The sequence below is a fragment of the Streptomyces sp. NPDC051173 genome, assembly GCF_040689515.1.
Taxonomy (GTDB): domain Bacteria; phylum Actinomycetota; class Actinomycetes; order Streptomycetales; family Streptomycetaceae; genus Streptomyces.
Map to the genome: position 1 here is coordinate 1 of NZ_JBFBBD010000054.1, position 26,468 is coordinate 26,468.

The 26,468-nt window shown below is 74.2% G+C and carries 11 protein-coding genes and 2 pseudogenes; 7 read left to right on the top strand and 6 right to left on the bottom strand.

The window, feature by feature from the left end:
* Positions 1–36 precede the first annotated feature (36 nt).
* Entirely contained in the window at positions 37–11,655 is an 11,619-nt protein-coding gene (locus AB0435_RS24410) for a type I polyketide synthase (protein ID WP_366427951.1), read from the top strand.
* Positions 11,656–11,808: 153 nt separating this feature from the next.
* The gene (locus tag AB0435_RS24415; protein WP_366007086.1) at positions 11,809–12,663 is read left to right on the top strand and encodes a methyltransferase domain-containing protein; all 855 of its coding nucleotides are present in this window, start codon (positions 11,809–11,811) and stop codon (positions 12,661–12,663) included.
* Positions 12,664–12,721: 58 nt separating this feature from the next.
* Here the strand turns inward: AB0435_RS24415 and AB0435_RS24420 are convergent.
* Positions 12,722–12,967 (bottom strand): annotated as a pseudogene (locus AB0435_RS24420) (MerR family transcriptional regulator); the annotation flags it as partial.
* Between AB0435_RS24420 and AB0435_RS24425 the strand changes: the two are divergent.
* From AB0435_RS24425 to AB0435_RS24435, 3 genes and pseudogenes are all read left to right on the top strand, one after another.
* Positions 12,965–13,631, top strand: a pseudogene (locus tag AB0435_RS24425) (alkene reductase); the annotation flags it as partial. The pseudogenes AB0435_RS24420 and AB0435_RS24425 sit on opposite strands and share 3 nt — an antisense overlap.
* A gap of 254 nt (positions 13,632–13,885) precedes the next feature.
* The gene (locus AB0435_RS24430; RefSeq protein ID WP_366007087.1) at positions 13,886–14,356 is read left to right on the top strand and encodes a helix-turn-helix domain-containing protein; all 471 of its coding nucleotides are present in this window, start codon (positions 13,886–13,888) and stop codon (positions 14,354–14,356) included.
* Between the two features lie 318 nt (positions 14,357–14,674).
* On the top strand, positions 14,675–17,524 hold the full coding sequence (locus tag AB0435_RS24435; RefSeq protein WP_366427952.1) for an AAA family ATPase: 2,850 nt from the start codon (positions 14,675–14,677) through the stop codon (positions 17,522–17,524).
* A gap of 123 nt (positions 17,525–17,647) precedes the next feature.
* Here the strand turns inward: AB0435_RS24435 and AB0435_RS24440 are convergent, their stop codons facing one another.
* On the bottom strand, positions 17,648–20,452 hold the full coding sequence (locus AB0435_RS24440) for an AAA family ATPase (RefSeq protein ID WP_366427953.1): 2,805 nt from the start codon (positions 20,450–20,452) through the stop codon (positions 17,648–17,650).
* Positions 20,453–20,543: 91 nt separating this feature from the next.
* Entirely contained in the window at positions 20,544–21,203 is a 660-nt protein-coding gene (locus tag AB0435_RS24445) for a TetR/AcrR family transcriptional regulator (RefSeq protein WP_366007090.1), read from the bottom strand.
* A 74-nt stretch (positions 21,204–21,277) separates the two neighbouring features.
* Here AB0435_RS24445 and AB0435_RS24450 point away from each other — a divergent pair, with 74 nt between their 5' ends.
* A complete protein-coding gene (locus AB0435_RS24450; RefSeq protein WP_366427954.1) occupies positions 21,278–22,732 on the top strand; it encodes an MFS transporter in 1,455 nt (484 codons plus the stop codon).
* Between the two features lie 59 nt (positions 22,733–22,791).
* Positions 22,792–23,385 (top strand): NAD(P)H-dependent oxidoreductase, encoded by a 594-nt coding sequence (locus tag AB0435_RS24455; protein ID WP_366007093.1) that lies wholly within the window; start codon positions 22,792–22,794, stop codon positions 23,383–23,385.
* Positions 23,386–23,458: 73 nt separating this feature from the next.
* On the opposite strand, the gene AB0435_RS24460 is transcribed toward AB0435_RS24455, so the two are convergent.
* The 3 genes from AB0435_RS24460 to ribD are packed head-to-tail and all read right to left on the bottom strand — an operon-like array spanning position 23,459 to position 26,441.
* A complete protein-coding gene (locus AB0435_RS24460; RefSeq protein ID WP_366427955.1) occupies positions 23,459–24,196 on the bottom strand; it encodes a class I SAM-dependent methyltransferase in 738 nt (245 codons plus the stop codon).
* A complete protein-coding gene (locus AB0435_RS24465) occupies positions 24,193–25,368 on the bottom strand; it encodes a flavodoxin family protein (RefSeq protein WP_366427956.1) in 1,176 nt (391 codons plus the stop codon). The genes AB0435_RS24460 and AB0435_RS24465 overlap by 4 nt, the downstream gene beginning before the upstream one ends.
* Positions 25,365–26,441, bottom strand: a complete 1,077-nt coding sequence (ribD, locus tag AB0435_RS24470; protein ID WP_366427964.1) for a bifunctional diaminohydroxyphosphoribosylaminopyrimidine deaminase/5-amino-6-(5-phosphoribosylamino)uracil reductase RibD — start codon at positions 26,439–26,441, stop codon at positions 25,365–25,367. Before ribD ends, AB0435_RS24465 begins: the two co-directional genes overlap by 4 nt.
* Positions 26,442–26,468: the final 27 nt, after the last annotated feature.

Below are 26,468 nucleotides of genomic sequence, written 5' to 3' on the forward strand. Positions count from 1 at the left end.
GGGGTCGTCCCCGGTGCGGTGGTTCCGGCCGCCGCTGTGGCCACGCCTGTCGACGAGCCGATCGCCATCGTGGCGATGAGCTGCCGCTTCCCCGGTGGTGTGCGCACGCCCGAGGAGCTCTGGCAGCTGCTCGGACACGGCAGCGACGCCATGTCCGCGTTCCCCGACGACCGCGGCTGGAACATCGACGAGCTGTACGACCCGAACTCCGACGTGCCGGGGAAGATCCACGCCCGCGAGGGCGGATTCCTCCACGACGCGGGTGAGTTCGATCCTGGGTTCTTCGGGATCTCGCCGCGTGAGGCGCTGGCGATGGATCCGCAGCAGCGGTTGTTGCTGGAGACGTCGTGGGAGGCGCTGGAGCGGGCCGGGATCGATCCGGTGTCGGTGCGCGGCAGCCAGACCGGCGTGTTCGCCGGGATCATGCACCACGACTACGGCCTTCTCCAGGGCCCCGACGGCACGCCCGGCTCCCCGAGCCCCGGCAGCATCGTCTCCGGCCGTGTGTCCTACACGTTCGGGTTCGAGGGTCCTGCGGTGACGGTGGACACGGCGTGTTCGTCGTCGTTGGTGGCGTTGCATCTGGCGGTGCAGTCGCTGCGTCAGGGGGAGTGTTCCCTGGCCCTTGCCGGTGGTGTGACGGTGATGGCGACGCCGGCGTTGTTCGTGGAGTTCAGCCGTCAGCGTGGGCTGGCTCCTGACGGTCGTTGCAAGGCGTTCGCGGCGGGTGCGGACGGCACGGGGTTCTCCGAGGGTGCCGGGATGCTGCTGCTGGAGCGTCTGTCGGATGCTCGGCGCAATGGTCACCAAGTGCTGGCGGTCGTGCGTGGCTCGGCTGTGAACCAGGATGGTGCGAGCAATGGGTTGACGGCGCCGAACGGTCCGTCGCAGCAGCGGGTGATCCGGGCCGCGCTGGCGAGCGCAGGCTTGTCGGCTGCCGAGGTGGACGCGGTGGAGGCGCACGGTACGGGCACGACGTTGGGTGACCCGATCGAGGCCCAGGCGCTGCTCGCCACGTACGGCCAGGACCGGCCCGAGGGCCAGCCGCTGCTGCTCGGCTCGATCAAGTCGAACATCGGTCACACGCAGGCCGCCGCCGGTGTGGCAGGTGTGATGAAGATGGTGCTGGCGATGCGGCACGGTGTGCTGCCGCGGTCGCTGCACGTCGACGAGCCCTCGCCGCACGTGGACTGGTCCGCGGGTGCGGTGGAGTTGCTGACCGAGGCCACGCCGTGGCCCGGGAGCGGCCAGTCGCGGCGCGCGGGTGTGTCGTCGTTCGGCATCAGTGGCACGAACGCCCACGTGATCCTGGAGCAGGCGCCCGTGCCCGCATCCGAGGAGGAGCCGGCTCAGGCCGTGCCGCCGGCGGTCGTGCCGTGGGTGCTGTCGGGCAAGTCCGAGGCAGCGCTGCTGGGGCAGGCGGAGCGGTTGGCCGCGCATGTGGGAGAGCTGCCGCAGCTGTCGGCCGTGGATGTCGGGTTCTCCCTGGCGACGGCTCGCAGCGCCTTCGAGCACCGGGCCGTGGTCCTGGCGGGAGACCGGGATGTGCTGACCGGCGGCCTGGACGCGTTCGCACAGGGCCATGAGACCGTCGGTGTGGTGCAGGGGAGCGCGGCAGGCCGTGACGGGCGTGCTGTGTTCGTGTTCCCCGGGCAGGGCTCGCAGTGGGTCGGCATGGCGGCCGGACTCCTCGAGGAGTCCCCGGTGTTCGCGCAGCGGATCGGGGAGTGCGCGGCGGCGTTGGCGCCGTTCGTGGACTGGTCGCTGACCGGCATCCTGCGGGAGGAAGAGAGCGAGGCGGCCTGGCTGGACCAGGTCGACGTCGTCCAGCCGGCGTTGTGGGCGGTGATGGTGTCCCTCGCCGAGGTCTGGCGGTCGGTGGGTGTCGAGCCCGCCGCGGTGATCGGGCATTCGCAGGGCGAGATCGCGGCGGCCTGTGTGGCCGGGGCTCTGTCGTTGCAGGACGCGGCGAAGGTGGTGGCGCTGCGCAGCAAGGCGTTGCGGGTGCTGTCCGGCCGTGGCGGGATGGTGTCCGTCTCGCTGGACGTGGAGGCGGTGCGGGAGCGGCTGTCGGAGTGGGGCGACCGGCTGGCGGTGGCAGCGGTCAACGGCCCCGCCGTGGTCGTCGTGTCCGGGGACACGGACGCTCTGGAGGAGCTGCTCGCCGGGTGCGAGGCGGACGGTGTCCGTGCCCGGCGTATCGCGGTGGACTACGCCTCGCACTGCGCCCATGTGGAGGAGATCGAGGAGGTGCTGGCGCGTGACCTCGCGGATATCACTCCCCACGCGGGAACAGTGCCGTTCTATTCGACCGTGACCGGCTCGCTGCTGGACACCACGGACCTGGATGCCGGCTACTGGTACCGCAACCTGCGCCGGACGGTCCGTTTCGCGGAGACGGTGGACGCGCTCCTGGGCGACGGTTTCCGGCTGTTCGTGGAGTCGAGCGCCCATCCGGTGCTGACGATGGGGGTGGAGCAGGCCGCCGAGACCCACGACGCGGCCATCACCGCGGTGGGTTCCCTGCGCAGGGGGGAAGGCGGCTGGCAGCGTTTCCTCACCTCCGCCGCCGAAGCGTTCGTCGGTGGCGCGAGCGTCGACTGGAGCACGCTGTTCGAGGGCACCGGCGCCCGCCGCGTCGAGCTGCCGACGTACGCCTTCCAACGCCGGCGCTACTGGCTCGAGCCGGAGCCCGCCGTAGTGGGTGATGTGTCCTCGGCCGGACTTTCCACTGCCGATCACCCGTTGCTGGGAGCGGTCGTGGCCTTGGCGGACGCGGAACGGTTCCTGCTGACGGGGCGTCTGTCGTTGCGTACGCATCCGTGGCTGGCCGATCACGCGGTGGCGGGTGTGACGTTGCTGCCGGGCACGGCGTTCGTCGAGCTGGCGCTGCGGGCCGGGGACGCGGTCGGCTGCGACCGGGTGGACGAGCTGACGCTGGAAGCCCCCTTGGTGCTGCGCGACGGCGGCGCGACGCAGGTGCAGTTGGTCGTGGACGGCCCGCGGGACGACGGGCGGCGTGAGCTGGGCGTGTACTCCCGTCGGGACGACGAGCCCGACGCGGCGTGGACTCGACACGCTTCCGGCGTGCTGGCCCCCGGAGCCGAGACGGCCGATACGCCGGATCCGGGCGTGTGGCCGCCGGCCGGTGCGGAGCCGGTCGCGGTGGACGGTCTGTACGAGCGGTTGGCGGGAGCGGGCCTGCAGTACGGTGCGGCCTTCCAGGGTGTCCGGGCGGTCTGGCGTCGTGGCGACGAGGTGTTCGCCGAGGTCGTCCTCGGCGAGGAGCAGCGTGCCGACGCGAGCCGCTTCGGGTTGCACCCTGCCCTGCTGGACTCCGCGCTGCATGCTGTGGCGTCGGGTCCGGCGGATGAGGAGGGGAAGGCCGGCGACCGGCGTCCTGCTCTTCCGTTCGTGTGGGGTGGGGTGTCCCTGTTCGCGACGGGTGCGGACGCGCTGCGCGTACGGCTCGCCCCGGCCGGGCCCGAAGCGGTGTCCCTGTTCGCCACGGACAGCACCGGGGCGCCGGTCGCCGCGGTGACCTCTCTGGTGACGCGTACCGTGTCACCGGAACAGCTGGGGGCTGCGGCGGACACCACACACGAGGCGCTCTTCCGTGTCGCGTGGCGAAGCGTCCCGACGCGACCCGCGGAGCCGGGGGTGCCGGCGGCGACGGACCGGTGGGTGACACTCGGCACCGCGACGCCGCACTTCGGTCACGCGCTGGGCGTGGCCGGGACAGGCGTCACGGTCCATCCGGGCCTGGTGGAGCTGCGGGCGGCGGTCGAAGCGGGTGCGGCGAGCGTTCCGGATGTCGTGATGGCCCCCTTCGCGGGGGTTTCGGACGGCACCGCTGCGGACATCTGTGACCCGGCCGATGTGCGGGGTGCTACGCGGCGCGCGTTGGAGATGCTGCAGGGGTGGCTGGCCGAGCCTCGGTTCGCCGGGTCGCGACTGGTTGTCGTGACGCGGGGTGCCGTGGTGGCTGTGCCGGGTGAGGATGTGCCTGATCTGGCGGCGGCTGCGGTGTGGGGGCTGGTGCGGTCGGCGCAGGCGGAGCATCCGGATCGGTTTGTGCTGGTGGATCTGGACGGGCGTGAGGCGCCCGCCGGTGTCCTGGATGCGGTGCTGGCTTGCGGGGAGCCGCAGGTTGCTGTGCGGGCGGGTGAGTTGTTCGCCCCGAGGCTGGCGCGTGCCGCGGTGACTGGTGCGGAGTCCGGTCCGGGCTGGGAGCCGGAGGGCACGGTGCTCCTGACCGGTGCGACCGGCACGCTGGGCACTCTGGTGGCGCGGCACCTGGTCGTGCGGCATGGCGTGCGGCATCTGCTGCTGGTCTCCCGGCGGGGCCTGGAGGCGACGGGTGCGCCCGAGCTGGCGGCGGAACTGACCGCGCTGGGCGCCTCGGTGACCGTAGCGGCCTGCGACACGTCGGACCGGGCGGCTCTGAAGGAGCTCCTGGACGGCGTGCCCGCCGGGCATCCGCTGACCGGAGTCGTGCACGCGGCGGGTGTGCTGGACGACGGCATCGTCGAGTCGTTGACGCCGGATCAGGTCGATGCGGTGTTGCGGCCGAAGGTCGACGCGGCCCTCCACCTGCACGAGCTGACCCGGGGTCTCGATCTCTCGGCGTTCGTGCTCTTCTCGTCCGCCGCCGGCACGTTCGGTGGCGCCGGGCAGGGCAACTATGCCGCGGCGAACGCGTTCGTCGACGCTCTGGCGGCTCACCGGCGGGCGAGCGGTCTGCCCGCGGTGTCGCTGGGCTGGGGTCTCTGGGCCGAACGCAGCGGCATGACCGGCCACTTGGGCGACGGGGATGTGCGTCGCATGCGTCGCGGCGGGGTCGCCGGGCTCACGTCGGACGAGGGCCTGGCGCTGTTCGACACCGCCTCGGCCATGGCCGAAGCGGTCCTGCTGCCGGTACGCCTGGACCTGCCGGCGCTGCGCGCCCAGGCCGCGTCCGGGGTGGTGCCCGCGCTGCTGCGCGACCTGCTGCGCGTCCCCGCACGCCGTGCTGTGCGGGCCTCCGGCGGCGATGCCGGTACCTCGGCCCTGTGGCAACGCCTGGCGAACCTGCCGGAAGCCGAGCAGCAGCAGGCCGTGCTGGACCTGGTCGGCACCCACGTCGGCGCGGTCCTGGGCTACGCCGCGGGTGAAGAGGTCGTATCCGACCGTGCTTTCAAGGAGCTCGGGTTCGACTCGCTGACGGCGGTGGAGCTGCGGAACCGGCTGAACACGGCCACGGATCTGCGGCTGCCCGCCACGCTGGTCTTCGACTACCCGAGCCCGGTGGTGCTCGCCCGCCATCTGCTGGACGGGCTGGTGTCGGCGCATGCCGGGGTCGTGCCCCGTACCGCGACTCCGGCCGCCACTGTGGCCACGGCCGTCGACGAGCCGATCGCCATCGTCGCCATGAGCTGCCGCTTCCCCGGCGGGGTGCGAGCCCCGGAAGAGCTGTGGTCCCTGCTCACCCAGGGTGCCGATGCGATATCCGGCTTCCCGGACGACCGTGGCTGGGATCTGGAGGCGCTCTACCACCCGGACCCCGACCACAAGGGCACTGCCTATGCCCGGGAGGGCGGTTTCCTCTACGACGCGGGCGAGTTCGACCCGGGGTTCTTCGGGATCTCGCCGCGTGAGGCGCTGACGATGGATCCGCAGCAGCGGTTGCTGATGGAGACGTCGTGGGAGGTGCTGGAGCGGGCCGGGATCGATCCGGCGTCGGTGCGCGGCAGCCAGACCGGTGTGTTCGCCGGGATCATGCACCACGACTACGGCCACCTGCAGGGACCTGACGGCACGCCCGGCTCTCCCAGCCTCGGCAGCATCGCCTCGGGCCGTATCTCCTACACCTTCGGGTTCGAGGGGCCCGCGGTGACGGTGGACACCGCCTGCTCGTCCTCGCTGGTCGCGCTGCACCTGGCAGCCCAGTCGCTGCGCCAGGGCGAGTGCTCGCTGGCCCTCGCCGGCGGTGCGACGGTGATGGCGACGCCGGCCCTGCTGGTGGAGTTCAGCCGTCAGCGGGGCCTGGCCCCCGACGGGCGCTGCAAGGCGTTTGCGGCCGGAGCGGACGGCACCGGCTTCTCCGAGGGTGCCGGGATGCTGCTGCTGGAGCGGTTGTCGGACGCGCGGCGCAACGGCCATCAGGTGCTGGCCGTCGTCCGTGGCTCCGCCGTCAACCAGGACGGCGCGAGCAACGGGCTGACAGCACCGAACGGCCCGTCGCAACAGCGGGTCATCCGCGCGGCGTTGGCGAGTGCCGGGCTGTCGGCCACTGAGGTGGACGCGGTGGAGGCGCACGGTACGGGCACGACGTTGGGTGACCCGATCGAGGCCCAGGCGCTGCTGGCCACCTACGGCCAGGACCGGCCGGAGGACCAGCCGCTGCTGCTCGGCTCGATCAAGTCGAACATCGGTCACACGCAGGCCGCCGCCGGTGTGGCAGGTGTGATGAAGATGGTGCTGGCGATGCGGCACGGTGTGCTGCCACGCACGCTGCACGTCGACGAGCCCTCGCCGCACGTGGACTGGTCCGCGGGTGCCGTCAGGCTCCTGACCGACCCGATGCCGTGGCCGGAGGGCGACGAGCCCCGCCGGGCGGGTGTGTCGTCGTTCGGTATCAGCGGTACGAACGCGCACGTGATCCTGGAGCAGGCGCCGCAGGAGCGGGTGCCGGAGTCCGGCGCGGTCACGGACGACCGTGACGGGGCCGGGCAGGCGCCGGCCTCCGTGCTGCCGTGGATCGTGTCGGCGAAGTCCGGGAAGGCCCTGCGGGGGCAGGCGGAGCGGCTGCTGCCGTTGACGCGGGACGAGGCCGCGAAGGACCCCGTCGATGTGGCGTTCTCCCTGGTGACGTCGCGGTCGGCGCTCGAGCACCGGGCCGTGGTCCTGGCCGGGGACCGGGCGGGCTTCGAGGCCGGACTGGCCGCCCTGGCGGCGGGTGAGCCTGCCGCCGGCGTCGTCCAGGGGCAGGCGGTGCCGGGGAAGCTGGCGGTGCTGTTCTCCGGGCAGGGCAGTCAGCGGGCCGGGATGGGCCGGGAGTTGTACGCGGCCTTCCCCGTGTTCGCCGATGCCTTCGACGAAGTGTGTGCGCACTTCGACACGCTGCTGGAACGCCCGCTGCGGGAGGTGGTGTTCGAGGACGGCGAGGCGCTGGACGCCACCGTGTTCACCCAGTGCGGCCTGTTCGCGCTGGAGGTCGCCCTGTACCGGCTGACGGCGTCCTGGGGCATCAGGCCCGACTGTCTGGCCGGGCACTCCATCGGCGAGATCGCGGCCGCGTACGTGGCCGGGGTGTGGTCCTTGGCTGATGCGTGCGCGCTCGTGGCGGCGCGCGGCCGGTTGATGCAAGCGCTGCCGGCCGGTGGCGCGATGCTGGCCGTGGAGGCCGATGAGACCGATGTCCGCAGGGCCTTGGCGGGCCGGGAGGACGTGGATGTGGCGGCGGTCAACGGACCGTCGTCGGTGGTGGTGTCCGGCGCCGGGGCGGCGGTGGACGCACTGGAGCAGGCGTGGCGGGCCGAGGGCCGTCGAGTGCGCCGGCTGCGCGTCTCGCACGCCTTCCACTCCCCGCTCATGGAGCCGATGCTGGCCGACTTCCGCCGGACCGCGGAGCAACTGTCGTACACAGCACCGACGATCCCGGTCGTGTCGAACCTCACCGGCACCTTCGCCACGGCGCAGGAGCTGTGCGACCCGGAGTACTGGGTGCGCCACGTGCGCGAGGCGGTGCGCTTCGGCGCCGGCATCGCGCACCTGGCCGACCAGGGGGTGGCCGCCTGCCTGGAGCTGGGCCCGGACGGCGTGCTCTCCGGCATGGCCCCGGACAGTGCCCCGCAGGTGCTGTTCTCCCCGGTGCTGCGCACCGGCCGCGACGAGACGTCCTCCTTGCTGGAGGGGCTGGCCCAGGTCCACGTCCAGGGCCACACCGTGGACTGGGTCACCCTGTTCGAGGGCAGGGGTGCCCGCCGCGTCGAGCTGCCGACGTACGCCTTCCAACGCCGGCGCTACTGGCTGGAGTCCCAGCCGGTCGCGACAGGTGACGTGTCCGCCGCCGGTCTGTCCGCTGCCGATCACCCCTTGCTGGGAGCGGCCGTGGCGCTGCCGGCCTCGGACGGGGCGCTGCTGACGGGGCGTCTGTCGCTGCGTACGCACCCGTGGCTGGCCGAGCACGCGTTGGCGGGTGTGACGTTGCTGCCGGGCACGGCGTTCGTCGAGCTGGCGCTGCGGGCCGGGGACGCGGTCGGCTGCGACCGGGTGGACGAACTGACGCTGGAAGCCCCCCTGGTGCTGCCCGAAGACGGGGCCGTCCCGTTGCAGGTCGCCGTCGGCGGCCCCGACGGGCTCGGGCGGCGGTCGGTCAGCGTGTACTCGCAGGGGGAGGAGGGCTCCTGGACGCGGCACGCCACCGGTGCGCTCGCCACCGGCGGATCGACCGCCCCTGCCGACACCGATGAGGTGTGGCCGCCCGCGGACGCGGAAGCGGTCGATGTCGACGGCCTGTACGAGGGGCTCGCGCAGAGCGGCTTCGGCTACGGACCGTCGTTCCAGGGGCTGCGCGCCGTGTGGCGCCGGGGCGAGGAGGTGTTCGCGGAGGTACGGCTGCCCGAGGAGCAGGGGACCGAGGCCGGGCGCCTGGGCGTCCACCCCGCTCTGCTGGACGCGGCGCTGCACGCGATGGCCTTCGGCGGGTTCGTCCGGCTGCCGGACTCCGCCGACGAGGCCGGGCCGGAGCGGGGCGACCGCGACGGGCAGGCCGACGGCGGGAACACCGGACGGGTCCGGCTCCCCTTCGCCTGGAACGGTGTGTCGCTGCACGCCGCGGGCGCGTCCGCACTGCGGGTGCGACTGGCTCCGGCGGGACCGGACACGGTGACGCTCACCGCGGTCGACGAGTCGGGCCGGTCGGTGCTCTCGGTGGACTCCCTGGTGACCCGAGCGGTCTCCCGGGAACAGCTCGGCCGGGCGCACGGAACGTTCCACGAGTCCCTCTTCCGGCTCGAGTGGAGCCCGGTGGCGGCGGCCGCCACCACCGGCTCGCCGGGCGGGTGGGCGGTGATCGGCGGCGACACGCGGCTGCCGACGGCTCTGAAGTCGGCGGGTGCCGTCGGGGCGCGGGCCGAGACGTATGCGGACCTGCCCGCCTTGGCGGAGTCCGTGGCGGCGGGCCGGAGGACTCCGGACCTGGTGTTCGTCCCGCTCTCCTCGGAGACGGCCGGCGAGCCGCGGGCACTGTCCGCCGAGCAGGTCCGCGACGCGGTGCACCGGGCTCTGCGGCTGGCACAGTCGTGGCTGGCCGACGAGCGCTTCGGAGGTTCCCGGCTGGTGTTCGTCACCCGGGGGGCGGTCTCCGTCCGGCCCGGGGACGAGGTCTCCGACCCGGCCTGTGCGGCGGTGTGGGGTCTCGTGCGTGCGGCACAGTCGGAGAACCCGCACCGGTTCGTACTGCTGGACATGGACGACCAGGAGGCATCCTTCGCGGCTCTGCCGCAGGCGCTCGGCGCGGAGGAACCGCAGCTCGCGGTGCGTGCGGGGCGGCCCCTGGCACCGCGGCTGGCGCGGGTGCGGGCGACCGCCGGCCCCGAGCGGGGCTCCGGGGACGAGCCCGCCACCGTCACCACCCCGGCGTGGGACCCGGACGGGACGGTGCTCGTCACCGGTGCGACCGGCACCCTGGGGGCCCTGGTGGCCCGGCACCTCGTGGCCCGGCACGGCGTACGACACCTGCTGCTGACCAGCCGCCGTGGCCCGGCGGCCGCCGGTGCCACCGAGCTGCTGGACGAGCTGACCGCCATGGGGGCGTCGGTGCGGCTGGCCGCCTGTGACGCCGCCGACCGCTCCGCCCTCGCGGAGCTGCTCACCACCGTGCCGGCCGGGCATCCGCTGACCGGCGTGGTGCACGCGGCGGGCGTCCTCGACGACGGAGTCCTCGGGTCGCTGACACCGGAGCGCGTGGACACGGTGCTGCGTCCGAAGACCGACGCTGCCGTCAACCTCCATGAGCTGACCAGGGATCTGCCGCTCTCGGCGTTCGTGCTCTTCTCGTCGGCGTCGGGCGTCTTCGGCGCCGGCGGGCAGGCCAACTACGCCGCGGCCAACGCGTTCCTGGACGCCCTGGCGCAGCACCGCAGTGCGGCGGGCCTGCCCGCGGCATCCCTGGCCTGGGGCCTGTGGGCCGAACGCAGCGCCATGACCGGGAACCTGGAGGACGAGGACGTCAGGCGGCTGAGCCGGTCCGGAGTGACCGCGCTGACCTCCGAGGAGGGGCTGGCCCTCTTCGACCTGGCGGTCGCGGAGGCGTCCGCCCCGGCGGGCGACGGCCCCGAGGCGGCGGACCCGCTCCTGGTGCCGATGCGCCTGGACCTCGCCGCCCTGCGGGCACAGGCGGCCTCGGTCGGGACTCCCGCCCTGCTGCGGGGACTCGTCCGGGTTCCGGTGCGCCGGGTCGCCGACACCGGCTCCGTCCCGGGCGGGGACGACGCGGGACAGGTGCCGCTCGGGCAGCGGCTCACGGGACTCACGGCGGCGGAGCAGGTCCGGACCCTGACCGAACTGGTACGCGCGCACACCGCGACGGTGCTCGGCCACGACTCACCGGAAGGGATCGAGGACGGCCACGCCTTCCTGGAGGTGGGCATCACCTCGCTCACCGCGGTGGAGATCCGCAACCGGCTCAACCACGTCACCGGTCTCACCCTGCCGGCGACACTGCTCTTCGACCACAGCACGCCCGCCGCACTCGCCGAGCACCTGCGTACCCAGCTGCTGCCGGGCTCCGCGGGGAACCAGGGCGCGACCGCCGGGTCTCCGGCGGCGGCCACGGGGACCGGCGGCGAGGGTGGTTCGACGATCGAGTCGCTGTACCGGCAGGCGTGCGCCGACGGGCAGTACGTCGCGGGAACCCAGCTGCTGATGGCGGCCGCCCGGCTGCGCCCGACGTTCCGTACGGCCGCCGAGCTGACGGCCGTGCCCAAGCTGGTCCGGCTGTCGAAGGGCGGCACGGCGCCGGGGCTGGTGTGCTTCCCGTCGCTGGTGGCCATCTCCGGTCCCCGCGAGTACGCTCGTTTCGCCGCGGGTTTCCGGGGGCGCCGGGACGTGACCGTCCTGCCCGAACCCGGCTTCGGCAAGGGCGAGTTGATCCCGGCCAGCATCGACGCGGTGGTGGAGATGCAGGCGCAGGCGGTGCTCCGCTGTGTCGGGGACGGCCCGTTCGTGCTCGTCGGCCGCTCCTCGGGCGGCTGGATCGCCCAGGCGGTCGCCGGGTGGCTGGAGGAGCGCGGCACCGCACCGTCCGCGGTCGTGATGCTGGACACCTATCTGCCCCGCAGCGAGGCGCTGCCGTGGATCCAGACCAACCTGTCCGGGCAGATGTTCGAGCGTGAGCGGATGCTCGGAGCGGTGGACGAAAGCAGGCTCACCGCGATGGGCGGCTACATGCGCCTCTTCTCGGACTGGGGGCCGGCGCCGATCAGCGCACCGATCCTGGCGGTGAAGGCCGAGGACGCCTTCACCGGGTCGGCGCAGGGATCCGACGAGGAATCGGCCTACGGCGCCGGGCTCACCCGGCTCGAAGTGACCGGCAACCACTTCACCATGATGGAGGACCACGCCGGCGCCACCGCGCAGGCGGTCCTCGACTGGCTTGCGGAGAACGTGTGATGCGAGGGCCCGGCATCCGGCCGGGCCCGCCATCGCTCGACGTGAGAGAAAAGAGGGAGCCGGAAGGGCGTGCACGCGTTCCGCGTGCCGCGCCAAGGCTCTCCGTTTGCACAGATCACATATCCACAGATCGCATATCTCGGGAGAAACACCATGACGTCTTCGACTTTCACGCCCGTCGGTGAGCAGGTCGGCGAGTTCTACGACCAGTTGGTGGGCGCGTTCGACGCCTCGCTGTACGGGCCGAACATCCACGTCGGTTTCTGGGACAGCCAGGAGGACACCACCGGCCTGGAGGACGCGGCCAACCGCCTCACCGACATGATGATCCAGCGGCTCCAGGTCGGCCCCGGCGACCGGGTGCTGGACATCGGCTGTGGCGTAGGTGGCCCGGCGATCAGGCTCGCCCAGGTGACGGGCGCCGAGGTGGTCGGCGTCAGCGTCAGCCTCAAGCAGGTCGAGAAGGCCAACGAGGCGGCCGCGGCGGCCGGTGTGGGCGACAAGGTCACGTTCCTGCACGGTGACGCCATGAACCTGCCCTTCGACGACGCCTCCTTCTCCGCCGTGTGGCTGCTGGAGTCGGTCATGCAGATGCCCGACCGCAAGGCGGCGCTCTCCGAGGCGGCCCGTGTGCTGCGCCCGGGCGGCCGCCTCACGCTCACGGACAACTACGAGCGGGAGCAGATCTCGGAGGCCCGGCGCCCGGTCATCGAGGCCATCCTCAAGCGCTACCTCACGCAGTCGCCGGCGTCCTTCGAGGCGTACCCCACGCTGATGCGCGAGGCGGGGCTGCGTTGCACGGAGGTCCTCGACGTCAGCGAGAACACCACCCGGCAGTCGGTCAAGCGGCTCGGCAAGGCGCTCGCCGAGAACATGAGCGAGCTGGCCTCCAAGATCGACCCCGAGGTCTTCGCGAAGCTGAAGCCGGCCGAGGGCGAGAACCTGGAGATGCCGGAGATGGGCTACCTGATCGCGTCGGCACGGCGGCCCGCGGCCGCGCAGGGCTGACCGGTCCGCTCGGGGCGCGTCGCCGAGGCGACGCGCCCCCGCGCCTGCCCGTCCCCGGTCAGCGCCGCAGGCCCGCCGACGCCTGCTCGACCGGCTCCGACGCCGCCTCGATGGCCTCGTCCAGGACCTCGCGGGAGCGGACCAGGTCGGCGATCAGGCGGTCGATGCGCCGCCGCTCCTCGGCGAGTTCGGCCAGGAGCCGGCCGGTGGCCCGCTCGGACGGGCCGCCGTCGGCGTCCCGCATGCAGGGCAGCAAGTGCCCGATCCGCGTGCTGTTCAGACCGGCGGTGAAGAGCGCCTGGACGCCGTCGGCCAGACCTACCCCGGCATCCCCGCGATCCACCGCCCCGAGCACGTGGCCGGATGGCGGCGGGTCACCGACGCCGTACGGGCGGAGGGCGGGCGGATGTTCCTCCAACTCCAGCACGGCGGACGGGTCGGCCACCCGGACAACAGCGGGCTGACGCCCCTCGCGCCGTCGCCCGTGCCGCTCCCGGAGACGATCCACACCCCGGCCGGGCGCCGCCCCTCGGTGGTGCCCCGCGAGATGACCGCGGACGACATACGCACGACCGTGGCCGACTTCGCGCAGGCGGCCCGCAACGCCGTCGCGGCGGGCTTCGCCGGGGTCGAGGTGCACTCGGCCAACGGCCAGCTCCTCCACCAGTTCCTGTCCGCGAACACCAACCACAGGACGGACGCCTACGGCGGTCCGGCCGCCCGGCGCGTACGGTTCGTCGACGAGGTCGTCCGCGCCGCGGCCGAGGCGATCGGCCCCGAGCGGGTGGGCCTGCGGATCTCCCCCGGGAACACCGTCAACGGCATCGACGAGGGGGAGACCCATGGCCGACCGCCTGCGCCTCGACGCCCCGCTCAACCAGGTGCGGGAGGGCTACTCGATGTACGTGGGCGGGGAGACGGGCTATTCCGACTACCCCGTACTGGCCACTGCCGGGCAGCGCGCTTGAGTCGCCGGCCCCCGGAACCGTGAGGTCCGGCGTCCGGGTTCCCGCCGCCCGGGGCCCGGCCGGGAGGCCGCTCTGGCGCATTCGCACAGCATCGCTGGCCGGGGTGCGCCTGTACGCAACGGAATCCGGCAAGGCCGCCGTATCCAGGCATTGTGCCAGGGTGTTTACTGTGCCGTCTGGGGGCACCCGTGCCGGGGGTCCAGGAGGACGGGAACGGCCTGAACGCGTGCCGTGCACGGAGGGGTTGGCGGACGATGGGTGAAGAAGGGAATGACCGGGACGCGCGCCGGCTGACGGTGGCGCAGAAACTCGATCACCTGCTGAGGCTGCGCACCGGACCGGGTGAGGACGGCAAGCCGTCCTACAAGAAGATCGCGGCGGAGATCGCGGCACAGTCGGGTGAGACGTTCTCCAGCGTCTACCTCTGGCAGCTGCACCGGGGGGAGCGGACCAACCCGACGCTACGCCACCTCTGCGCCATGGCCGAATACTTCGGTGTGCCCGTGTCCTACTTCACGGAGGACGACGTGGCCCGGCGCATGATCGACGAGGCGGTCCTGGCGGGCCGCGAGCTGGACCAGGCCATGGCGGAGGCCGGGGTGAGCGCGGTGTATTTCCGCGGCGACCTCGCGGCTCTTTCCCCGGAGGGCAAGCGGATGGCCGCCGACCTGATCCGGCAGCTCCGTGAACTGGAGCAGGGCGCGCGGAAGTCCGCCCGGCCGTAGACGGGGCGCGGCGTGCCCAAGGCCGCACTGTCAGGGCACTCCTACCCCAGGAGTGCCCTTCTTGCACCTGTTGAACACCTTCAACCCTCAAGCTATGGTGCCTTCTTGTGTTTGCAATAAGCTGCCGTGAGCCACCCGATGGCCGGGGGTTCACAGAAGTTAACGCCTCGCGGCCGGACCGCCCGAAAAGCATGCCCGCCGCGCGACGCTGCACATGACCGGTCGGCCGCTGTTCGCCGGAGCGGCGGCCCGCCGGGGCCCGGCGCCGTGGCGGACGGGGGCCGGGACGGTCCCGCTTCATACGGGGAGGTCGCAAGCGTGCACGACATCCTGAAATCCGCCGGCGAAGGCCGGGGCCAGAGCGTGCTTGTCGAAGGCACCGCGGGCATGGGACGTACGAGATTTCTGCGCTCCGCCATGGACGCCGCGGAGGAACACGGGCTGCGCCTGCTCACCGCGCGGGCACGGGCCGCGGAGCAGGGCGTCGGCTACAGCCTCGCCCAGCAGCTCATGGCCGGCGCCCGGAGCCTGCCGGCCGGTATCGCCCCCGGTGGGCCCGGAGGCATGGACCCGGGCGGCCCGGACCCGGCGACGGGGCCGGGCCTGACGGATGCCCTCGCCCCGGCCCTGGCCACCGGCACGCCACTGCTGCTGGCCATCGACGACCTCCAATGGGCCGACACCCCCTCGCTGCGCTGCCTGGGGCACCTCATGGCCCGGCTGGAGAACACCCCGGTGGCCGTCGTCGCCACCGTCGCACTGGGCGAGACGCCGGGCGACGAGGTGATGGCCGAATTACTCTCCGCCTTCCGGCACCGGGTGCTGCTGCGCGGCCTGTCCGCCGCCGACGCCGCGCGGCTCGCCGCCGACGCCTTCGGCCGGGCGCCCGTCCAGCCCTTCGTCGACGCCTGCCGCACGGCCACCGGCGGCAGCCCGTACCTCCTCGAAGCCCTCTTCCGTGAGATGCGGCTGCACGGCCTGGGCCCCGACACCACCGCCGACCGGGTCCGGGAGCTCGCCCCGGTCGAGGTCGCCGACACCTTGCTCCCCCGCTACGAACGCGCGTACCCCGGCGCGGTGACGGTCCTCGAGGCCGTCGCGGTCCTGAACGGCTCGGCCGTCAGCGCCATGGTCGCCCGGCTGACGGGACTGGGCGGGCTGCGCGCGGCCGACCTCGTCGAGGTCCTGGTGCGCGCGGGCGTGCTGGCCGGCCGGGGCTCGGTGGTGCGCTTCGCCCAGCCGCTGGTGCGCACCGCGGTTCTCGCCCGGATCCCGCCGAGCCGCCGCGACGCGCTGCACGCCCGCGCCGCGCGGCTGCTCCAGGAGTCCGGCGCGCCCGCCGAGGAGGTGGCGTCCCAACTGCTCTGCGTACGCAGCAGGTCGGGCCTCCACTGGATGTGCACCGTGCTGTGCGAGGCCGCCGGGGAGGTGATCCAACGGGGTGACTCCGACCAGGCCCGCGCCTATCTGCGCCGCGGCCTGGAGGAGTGCGAGGGGCCGTGCCAGGGCAGGTTGCTGCGCGCCCTCGGGCAGATCGAACTGGCCGCGGACCCGGCCGCGGCGGTGGAACACCTGCGGCGTGCGCTCGGCCTCCAGCCCGACATCCCCGGGCGGGTCGACATCCGGCTGTGCATCGCGCACGCCCTGCAGCTCCTCGGCCGGCCCGCCGAGGCCGAACGGGTCCTGCTGGAGGGGATAGGGGAGGCCCGCAGCGTCCGCGAGCGGTCCGCGGAGATGCTGCGGGCCGAACGGTGCCTGCTGCGCGAGCTCAACCTGGCGGTGGACGTCGACATGGACGTCGACATGGACGTCGCCGCCGGGACGGCCGGGGCCCTGCCGCTGGACGCGGCCGCGACGCCGGGCGACCGGCACACCCGGCTGAGCCTGGCCGCGCTGCGCTCCTCCCGCCGCGGCGAGCAGCGCGACCTGGCGGTCCACCGGGCCCGCCAGGCGTTGCAGGAGGAACACACCACCCTCGACTGGCGGATCGCCACCCGGACGGTTCCGCTCCAGGTCCTGTCGCAGGCCGATGAGCTGGACCTCGCCCTGGCGGAGTGCCAGGCGCTGCTGGACCGTGCCGGGGCCGAGGGCTCGCGCACGCTCCTCGCCATGGCGCACGGCATGCGCGCCGAAGTGCGCTACCGCACCGGTGACATCGCCGGTTGTCTGCGGGACGCGCGCACCGCCCTGATGCCCGGGCAGACCTCGCCCGCCGGGCACTGGAGCAGGACCGGCCAGGCGGTGGCGGCGCTCGTCGCCTCACTGCTGGAGACCGGCGAACTGCCGCAGGCCGACCGGCTGTTGCGGGAGTTCGGCCTGGACGCCGACGTGCCCGACGCCGCGAGCTTCGCCGCACTGCTGTTCCACCGGGGGCGGCTGCGGGCGGCCTGCGGGGATCCCGAGGCCGGTCTGGCCGACCTGATGGAGTGCGGCCGCCGGCTGACCGCCGCCGGGCAGCTCAACCCCTCCGTGCTGTCCTGGCGTTCCGAGGCGGCACTGGTCCACGCCGCTCTCGGGGACCGCGGGACCGCGCTCCTGCTCGTCGAGGAGGAACTGGCCCGGGCCCGGCAGTGGGGCGGCCGCCGGGCCATCGGGCGGGCTCTGCGCGTATCGGGACTGCTGGCCAGGGGCCTCACCGGCGAGACGGCCCTGCGCGAGGCCGTCGAGGTGCTCGAATCGTCGTCGGCCCGGCTCGACCTCGCCCGGTCGCTCACGGACCTGGGCATCGTGCTGCGCAAGGCCAGCCGTCTGGGCGAAGCCCGCGAACACCTGCGCCGGGCCCAGGCCCTGACCGAGCAGTGCGGTGCCACCGTGCTGGCCCGGACCGTCCGGCAGGAGCTGCTGGTGGCGGGGGCCCGGCCCCGCCGGCTGACCGAGATCGGCGTCGACGCGCTCACCCCGACCGAGCGCCGGGTCGCCCTGATGGCCGTCGCGAAGTTAACCAACCGGGAGATCGCGACGAAGATGTTCGTCACCCAGCGGACGGTGGAACTGCACCTGAGCCGTGTCTACCGCAAGCTCTCCGTGCCCGGCCGCTCCGGGCTGACGGACCACTTCGCCGAGCTGCCCGGCGGCACCGGAATCCGCGCGGGCCACCCTGAGGACGGCCGCCTGCCCGGCGCGGGCGTCGGCGCGCAGGACAGCGCCGACGACATGGCCGCGGTATGACGGCCCGGCCGTGGCGTGACTTCGGCGCGAGGGCGGCCCGGACGGCCCCGGCCAGGGCCACGCGCCACCGGGACCGCGGCCGCTCCCGGCTCTGCGGGGGACGACCCGCCGCCGCTCCCGCGCTCACGCGCAGGGAGCGGTGGCCTCGTGCCCGTGCCGGTCACCGGTCACCAGCCGGAGGGAGCGGCGGTCCGATATCGACAACTTCCGGTACACCCGGCTCAGATGCATCTCCACGGTGCGCCGCGTGACGTACAACTGGTCGGCTATCTCCCGGTTGGTCAGCCCCTCGGCCGCGAGCAGGGCGGTCCTGCGCTCCGCCGGAGTGAGCGAGCCGGGCCCCGTCTCGGTGTGGCGGCGCGGCCGGGCTCCCGCCTCGATCATGTCCCGGCGCAGCTCCTGCACGAGCGTGTGGGCGCCGCACTTCTCGGCGAGCGCGGCGGCGGCGCGCAGGTGTTCACGGGCCTGCCGGGCCCGGTCGGCGCGCATCAGCTCGCGCCCCAGGTCGCGCAGGGTCCGGGCCTCGTCGAGCGCGGCCCCGGCCTCCCGCAGCAGCCGGGCCGCCTCGCCCAGCAGCGCCGGCCGCTCCTGCGCCGGTGCCAGCAGCCCGGCGGCCCGCAGGGCGACGCCGACCGCGTGGGAGGTGCCGTAGGCCCTGGCCAGGGTCAGCTCCTCGGCCACCAGCCGCTGCGCGGCGCTCTCGTCACCGAGCCGGGCGTGGGCGAGGGCGGCCTCGGAACGCCAGGGGTACAGGGCCGGGTTGGTCCAGCCCCGCTGCCGCAGCAGCCGGCCGCACTCCTCCAGATCGGCCAGGCCGGAGGGCACGCGCCCCATCGCCACCTGCAGCCTGCCCCGGTGGAAGAGCAGCCCGGGCAGGGCCACCGCGGGGGCGGTGGTCTCCAACTCGGGTTCCAGCAGCACCCGCTGGGCCCGGTCGGGTTCGCCGGACTCGTGGAGCGCGCTGCCGAACCAGCCGCGGACCAGCGCGGAGCCCAGCCAGGTGTGCCCGGCCGGCTCCGGACCGCGCTCCAGGACCTCGTGCGCCGCGTCCAGGCACTCGCCGAGCCGGCCCGTCCGGAAGGCGCACTCCGCGAGCGCGGCGCGGGTGAGGGCGGCGACCGTGCGGGAGCCCTCGGCGTTCGCCGCGGCCAGCATCGTGCGGGCGGTCTCCAGCGCCTCCTCCCCGGCGCCCGAGCGGGCCAGGACGAGGACGAGCCCGAGCCGCATCAGGGCGTGGTCGTTCACGGAGGAGACCGGTTCGCTCAGTGCGAGACGGGCCTGCCGTACGGCGTCGGCGCGCTGCCGGCCGCTCCAGTGCGCGCTCATGGCCGGCAGGGCCGCCTCCGCACGGCGCACCCACGGGGACCGTGCGGCCTCGCTCAGCAGCGCCGGTCGGGCGGTCGGGGCGGTGTGGCCCGCGAGGAGTTCGAGCAGGTCGCGGACGGCGTGGAAACCCGCCCGCAGCTTCTTGTCGGCTCCCGAGCGGGCCAGTTCCCCGGCCTCCTCCCGGACGATCCGCAGCGCCTCGGCCACATCCCCGGCCATGGCCACGGCCTGCGCGAGGTCCAGGACCACCATGGCGCGGTGCTGGGTGTTCCCCCGCAGGAGGTCGACCGTCCGGCGCAGCCTGGTGACCGCGGCCTCGGGGCCGTCCGCCAGCTCGATACGGCCGAGGCGGCGCAGCAGGTCCGCCTCCTCCCCGGGGCCGCACTCGGCCAGTCCGCGCTCCAGGCAAACCCGGGCCCGCGGCAGGTCGCCGTCGGCGAGCGCCGCGTCGGAGGCGTCCACGAGCAGCCGCCGGGCCCAGGGCGTGCCGATCGGTGAACCGGGCAGCAGGTGCGCGGAGACGCGCTCGCGGGCGGCGCCGGTGGCATATAGGGCCTTCGCCGCCTCGGCGTGCAGCCGGGCCCGTTCGCTGGGCCGCATCCGGGCCCGGAACGCGGCCGCCACCACGGGCTGGCCGAAGCCGATGCCGTCCGGGCCCTCGGTCAGCACACCGCAGCGCACCAGTCGGTAGAGCACGTCGGCGGCCTCGGTGGGGTCGAGGCGCGTGAGCCGTGCGACGAGCTCGCCGTCCGCCCCGGGGGCGACGATCGACGCCGCTTCGAGGACGGCCTCGATGTCGGGGGAGCAGCCGGTCAGACGGGCGAGGAGGGTCTCCGCGACCTCCACCGGCCCCAGCTCCGCGACCCGGTGGGCGGGTAACTCCACCGGTCCGAGCCCGGTGCGGCGCAGTTCGCGCAGCAGCGCCTGGAGCAGCCAGGGGTAGCCGCCGGTGGCCGTAAGGCAGGCGCCGGCGAGGTCGCCGCTGATCCGCTCGCCCAGGAAGGAGGCGAGCAGATAGCCGACGCTGTCGGTGCTGAGGCCCTGGAGCACCATCCGGCGGTGGAAGCCGGAGGCGACCCCGGCAGGGGTCTCGGCGGGGTCGCCTCCGGCGCGGCCCGTCAGGTCGGGGCGGTCGAGCCCCAAGGTGGCCAGCAGGACGAGCGGCACGCCTTCCAGACGTGCCATCAGATAGCCGAGCCACTGCAATGAGGCGACGTCCGTCCACTGGAGGTCGTCGATCACGATGAGCAGCGGCGCGCGGTCCGCCGCCGCGACGGTCAGCCGGTGGAGTCCGGCCGCCTCCCGCTCGGCCGAGCCCTCCCCGGACAGGAGCCGCTCCGGTGGCGTCCGCGCGCCCAGCACCCCGAGCAACTGGTCGCGGACCTGGTGCAGGACCCCGCACGGCCGGTCCCGCTCCCGGGGTACGGCCCGCGCGGCGACCGTCTCGAAGCCACGGCCGCGGGCGGCTTGCAGCGCGGCGCGCACCAGGTGCGACTTGCCCACGCCGATGCCGCCCTCCAGCAGCAGGCTCGCCCCCATCCCCGCGTCCGCGGTGTTCAGGGCGCGGTCGACGGCACCCATCTCACTGTCCCGGCTCAGCACAGCAGTTCCCCTCCCGCTCGTCCCGCTCGCCCCGTGCGACCCCGTTCGTCTGGTGCCGGGCCCCGGGCCCCCGCCCGCCCGGTGCTCCGGATCAGAAGTCGTCGAGGACCCCGTGCCGGTCGCGCCACTGATCGGTGGCCACCCCGGACATGACGACCTGCACCACGTCCTCGGCGAGTGAGGGCGTCACCGGCAGATGTCCGAAGAGCACCCGGTAGTAGGTGGTCGAGGCCAGCATGTCCAGGAGCAGGTCGATGTCCGCCTCGGGCCGGATGTCGCCCCGGCGGATGCCGCGCCGCAGGGCTTCGGCGGTCGAGGCGCGGCGGGTGTGGAAGAACTTCTCCAGGAACGCGCTCTCCAGATCCGGGGTGTCGGCGAGGTCGGCGACGAGCGCGGGCAGCACGCGCCGGCCCAAGGAGGTGCCGAACGCCTGGCTGAGCGTGCCGATCCCGGCGATGAGGTCGCAGTGCGTGCAACCGGTGTCCGGGGTCGGGGCGGTGCCCACCGTGGTGACGAGCGCGTCCACGACGAGGTGCTGCCGGGACCGCCAGCGGCGGCGCAGGGCCGGCTTGCTCGTGCCGGCGCGGGCGGCCACGGCTTCGAGCGTGAGGCTGCCGTAGCCCGACTCGTTCAGGAGCTCCATCACCGCCGCGGGCACCGCCGCGTCGATGCGCCCGTCCCGGGGCCTGCCCGCGCGCTGCCGGCCGGATTCGTGTGCTTCGGCCAGAGCGCCGTTCGGGGTGTTCACCATGCCCTCAGTATAGGTAAGCTGAAATAGATTCCGGTCCGGAACGGAATGAAACTTTTTCCCTCAGGAGGTTCGTCGTGTCGCAAGATGTCAACGAGGTCGCCGAAGGGACCGGTGCGCCGAGCGCGGCACCGGCCGCCGACGGGGCCGCGGCGATGGAGAGCGTCTTCTCGGGGGCGTACCGGGCCCTGACGCTCGGGGTGATCCTCTCGGTGAGCATGGTCGCCTTCGAGTCGCTGGGTGTGGCCACCGTGCTGCCCGACATCGCGCGGGACCTGGACGGCCTGGGGGCCTACGGCTGGGGCCTGTCGGCGCTGATGCTGGCCAACATCATCGGTACGGTCGTCGCCGGCCGTTCGGCCGACCGCACCGGCCCGGCCAAGTCCATGGCCATCGGCATGCTGATCTTCGCGGTGGGCTGTGCCGCGGCGGGCGCCGCCACCTCCTGGCCGCTCTTCCTGCTCGGCCGGGCCCTCCAGGGTCTCGGCGTCGGGGCTGTCATGAGCATGGCTTACACCATGATCGGGCTCGCCTACCCCGAGCACCTGCGGGCGCGGATGTTCGCCCTGCTGTCCTCCGCCTGGACCGTCCCCTCGCTCATCGGCCCGGTCATCGCGGGCACCCTGGCCGAACACACCAGCTGGCGCGGGGTCTTCCTGCTGATGCTGCCGCTGATCGCCATCGCCGCCGCGCTCACCCTGCCCGGACTGCGCAAGCTCGACCGCCCGCAGGGCGCGGCCTCCGCCGCCCCCGCCGGCCCCTGGTGGAAGGGCCCGCTCGCCGCCAGCATCCTCCTCACCGCCGGCACCGCGCTGCTCCTCCAGGCGCTCCTGCTGAAGAACCTGGCCCTGCTCATCCCGCTCGCCGTGATCGGTGCGGCCGTCGCGGTGCCGACGCTGCGCCGGGTGACCCCGGAGGGCACGCTGAGCCTCCGCCCCGGCATCGGCGCCGGCATCGGCGTCCGCTTCCTGCTGTGCGCCGTCTACTTCGGCAGCGAGGCGTTCCTCCCGCTCGGCCTCCAGGAACTCCGCGACGTGAGCGCCTCCATGGCCGGCCTCGGCCTCTCCGCCGGTGCCATCACCTGGGTGCTGGGCTCCGCCTACCAGGCCAAGCTCGACGGCAAGGACAAGAGCGGCCGCACCGGCAGCGTCACGCTCGGCTTCGTCATCCTGCTCGTCGGCGTGGTGATCATGGCACTGTCGATCCTCGTCGAGGCGATCCCGGCCCTGATCGCCGTGGTCGGCTGGGCGATCGGCGGCATCGGCATGGGCATCGCCTTCAACGCCGCCACCACCGACACCCTCGAGCAGACGCCGGGCGAGCAGCAGGGCCTGGTCAGCGGCTCGCTGCAGCTGGCCCAGACCCTCGCCACCGGCCTGATCGCGGGCCTGGGCGGCGCGGCCATGGCCATGGCGCACCAGCACGGCTCGACGACCCGTACCGCGCTCCTGTGCACCTTCGTCCTCACCGCCGTGCTGGCCCTGGCCGGCGTGCTCGTCTCCCGGCGGCTGCGGCCCGCCGCGGCCCGGTAGACCCGACCGCGACAACAGGGAATCCGCGACAACAGGGAAAGAGACCGACCGTGGAAGACATGCTGCTCCTGGGGTTGAGCGCACCGGCCGACGACGACCCCTTCGGCGGTCCGCTGCTCCGCGCGCTCGCGTCGCCCGGTGCCTCGGGCACCCGCCTCGTCGTCAGCACGGCACCGTCCGTGCTGGCCCGGGCGGGCTCCGGCATCGCCCCGACCCACCCCGTGGCGGACACGCTGCGGCAGATGGCGGCGCTCGCCGACGGGATCGTGATCACCACGCCCGAGTCGGAGGCCGCGCCGGCCGCGTCACTGCGCACGCTGCTGAACTGGCTGACCTGGTCGGCCGAGGACTCCCCGCTGGCCGGCAAGCCGGTGGCGGTCCTGACCACCTCGGCGGGCCCGGCGGTGCCCTCGCCGCCGCCGTACTGCGAAGCGGAGCGCATGCTCTTCAGCGCCGGCGCCGACATCGTCGGACCGCGCACCGTCATCGGCCGCGCCGCGCAGGTGCTGCGCGAGAGGGAGGACGGGCAGGTGACCTTCGACGACCCGGGGGCCGCGGTCCGGCTGCTGTTCCACATCCACCGGATCGCGGCGGCGGCCCGGCAGAACGCGGGACTGCCGCCGGCGGACGACTCCCGGCCGTGGCTGCTCTGAGGGCACACGCCCGACAGCGCCGTTGGCCCCCGCGGATCGCGGGGGCCAACGGCGCTGTCGGCAGGATGCGGCGTCACGCCCGGCAGTGCAGCATCTCCAGTGGCGGGTTGACGAGGAAGTCCTCCCAGAACTCCGCCCCGAAGGCCGCGACGCCGTCCTCCGGCACCGAGAGCGGCACCCACGTCACCTCGCTGAAACCGGCCGCCGCCAGCGCGCCCTCGTACACATCGCGCCGCGGGTAGTGGGTGAGGAACTCGATGGGCGGATCGAGCAGCGCGGTGATGCGGACCTGCCTGCCGACCGCGCTCTCGCCCTCCGGCACGTAACGGAACCCGTACTTGTCCGTGGACGGGCCGTCGAAGCGGAAGCCGGGGGCCTGGGTGAGCACGAAGAACTCGCCCCCCGGCCGCAGGCTCCGGCGCACCCCCCGGCACATCCGCTCCATCGCGGCCGGGTCGTCGGCGTAGTTGAGCAGATAGACGGCCGTCGCCGCGTCGAAGGGCCGCTCGAAGGGCGGCAGTTCCGCCCCGTCGGCGACCGCGTACCGCACCCCCATCGGGGCGCGCTCCTCGATGGCGCGGGCTGCGGCCACCATCTCGGCCGAGACGTCGACGCCCAGGACGTCCGCGGCGCCGAGCCGCTTGGCCTGCCGGGTGTAGAAGCCGGTCCCGCACGCCAGGTCCAGGACCGACTTGCCCGTCAGGTCCCCGAGCATCCGCAGAAAGCTGCCCCGCTCCGGGTACCGGGCCAGGGGCAGCGTCTTGAACCCCTCGTACGCCTCGCCTATCTCGTCGTACTGCTGAACGGTCAACTTACCTTCTCCTCAAGGATGTCGTCGGGTATCACGGCGCCGGCCGGGACCGCGCGGCGACTCAGCCGCGCGCCGGCCAGGGCCAGGCGCCGCCCCTGGTGGCGGGCGGCCGCCAGGACCTCGGGCCCGGGCAGGGCCCCCGCCGAGCGCGCGTGCGAGGTGCCGTAGGGATTGCCGCCCGCGGCGAACACCGCGGGATCGGTGTAGCCGGGCGGTACCACCAGCGCGCCCGAGTGGTGCAGCACATGGTGCAGGGACAGCAGGGCCGACTCGCTCCCGGCCTGCGGGTGCGCGGTGGCGACGAAGCCGCTGGCCGGCTTGCCCGACAGCGGCCCCGGACCCGCCGGGGGCTCCAGCGACTGCAGGAAACCCAGCATGGACGCGGCCATCGAGCCGGAGCGGACCGGTGCGCCGAAGGCCACCGCGTCCGCCCACGCCACATCGTCCGCCGCGGCGGGCTCCTCCGGCCCCCGCAGCCGGACCTCGGCCCCGAGCTCACGGGCCCCGGCCGCGCACTCGTGTGCCAGCAGCCGGACCGGCTCGTCCCGCGCGCAGCGCACGACCGTGACCCGGGCGCGGTCCGGCCCCGTGGGGCCCGGCCCGGTGCCGGACCGGGCGCGGGCGGTCACCTCGGCCAGCCTGCGGCCGAGCGCCCAGGCCGCGGTGAGCTCCGGCTCGCCGGCCGCTGCGTCGCGGTGCGAGGTGACGGACAGCCCGTACGGGTTCGCCCCCATCCGCCGGAACAGCGGATCCGCGGGATCGGCGCCCAGCGTCCACGCCCCCCAGTGGTACATCGTCTGATAGAGCGTCAGCAGCGTGGCCTCGCGGCCGCCGTGGACGCAGGTGGAGGACGTCATGCCCGTCACCACCCGGTCGGCCAGCAGCCCCTCGCGCCACAGCGGGGAGGTCGACTCCAGGAAGCGCTTGAAGGGCGAGGAGACGTTGCCGAAGTACGTGGGCGTGGCCAGCACCAGGCCGTCCGCCCACAGCACGTCGTCGGGCGAGGCCGGGCGCTCGGGCCACGCCCGGGCCGCTTCCGGCGCCTCCGCGTCCTCGACGCCCAGCAGCCGCACCTGGGCGCCGAAGGACGCGGCTCCCTCGGCGGCCGCCTCGGCGAGCGCCCGCACGGTGCCGCGCCGGCTGTGGTGGACGACCGCGACCTTGGGGCTCACCGCGGGCCCTTCGCGCCGGGCAGCGGACGGCGCAGCACCAGCCGTACGTCGTCGCCGAGCCGCTCCACCTCGTCCAGACGCAGCCGCACCGCCTCGCTCAGCGTCCCGGCGCCGAAGCCGTCGAGCACCGCGCGCCCCGTGGAGCCGAGCAGGACCGGCGCGACATAGGCCACGACCCGGTCCAGCAGCCCCCGGGCGGCGAACTCGCCCGCCAGCCGGGCACCGCCCTCCAGCAGCACGGAACGCAGCCCCCGCCCGTACAGCTCGGCCAGCAACTCCCCGATGTCCAGCCGCCCGTCGGCCTCCGGCAGGGCCAGCACCTCGTGGCCGCCGGGCAGCTCGGGTCCGGGCGCGGCACGGCCGACGACCACCAGGGTCGGCGCCGCGTCGTCCAGGACGCGCGCGTCCGGGCGGATGCCTCCGGTGCGGTCCAGCACCACACGCAGCGGCGGCCTGCCCGGCACGCCGTGGCGCAGCCCCAGGTGCGGATCGTCCTCGCGCAGGGTCCCCGACCCGACCAGCACCGCGTCGTGCGAGGCCCGCAGCCGGTGGGCGTCCTCCCGCGCCGCGGGGCCGGTGATCCAGCGGGAGGTGCCGTCGGGCGCCGCGGAGCGGCCGTCGAGCGTGCCGCCGAATTTCCAGGTGACGTACGGCCTGCCGGTCCGCACGGAGGTGAGCCACAGCTCGTTGGCGCGCTCGGCTTCCTCGCGCAGCACTCCGGCCACCACCTCGACCCCGGCGTCGCGCAGCCGCCGCGCGCCGCCCGCGGCACCGGGGGTGGGGTCGGGCACCGCGTAGACGACCCGGGTGACGCCCGCGCGCAGCAGGGCGTCGGCGCACGGGCCGGTGCGGCCCTGGTGCGCGCACGGCTCCAGAGTGACCACGGCGGTGGTGCCCCGCGCGTGGTCGCCCGCGGCCGCGAGGGCCTCGGCCTCCGCGTGCGGGTGGCCCGCGCCCCGGTGGAACCCCTCGGCGACCGTGGCCCCTTCGGGATCCAGCAGCACACAGCCGACCACCGGGTTGGGGCTGGTGCGGCCCAGCGCGGTGACCGCGAGCTCCAAGGCCCGGCGCATGGCCCGCAGTTCCGCCGCACAGGCGGC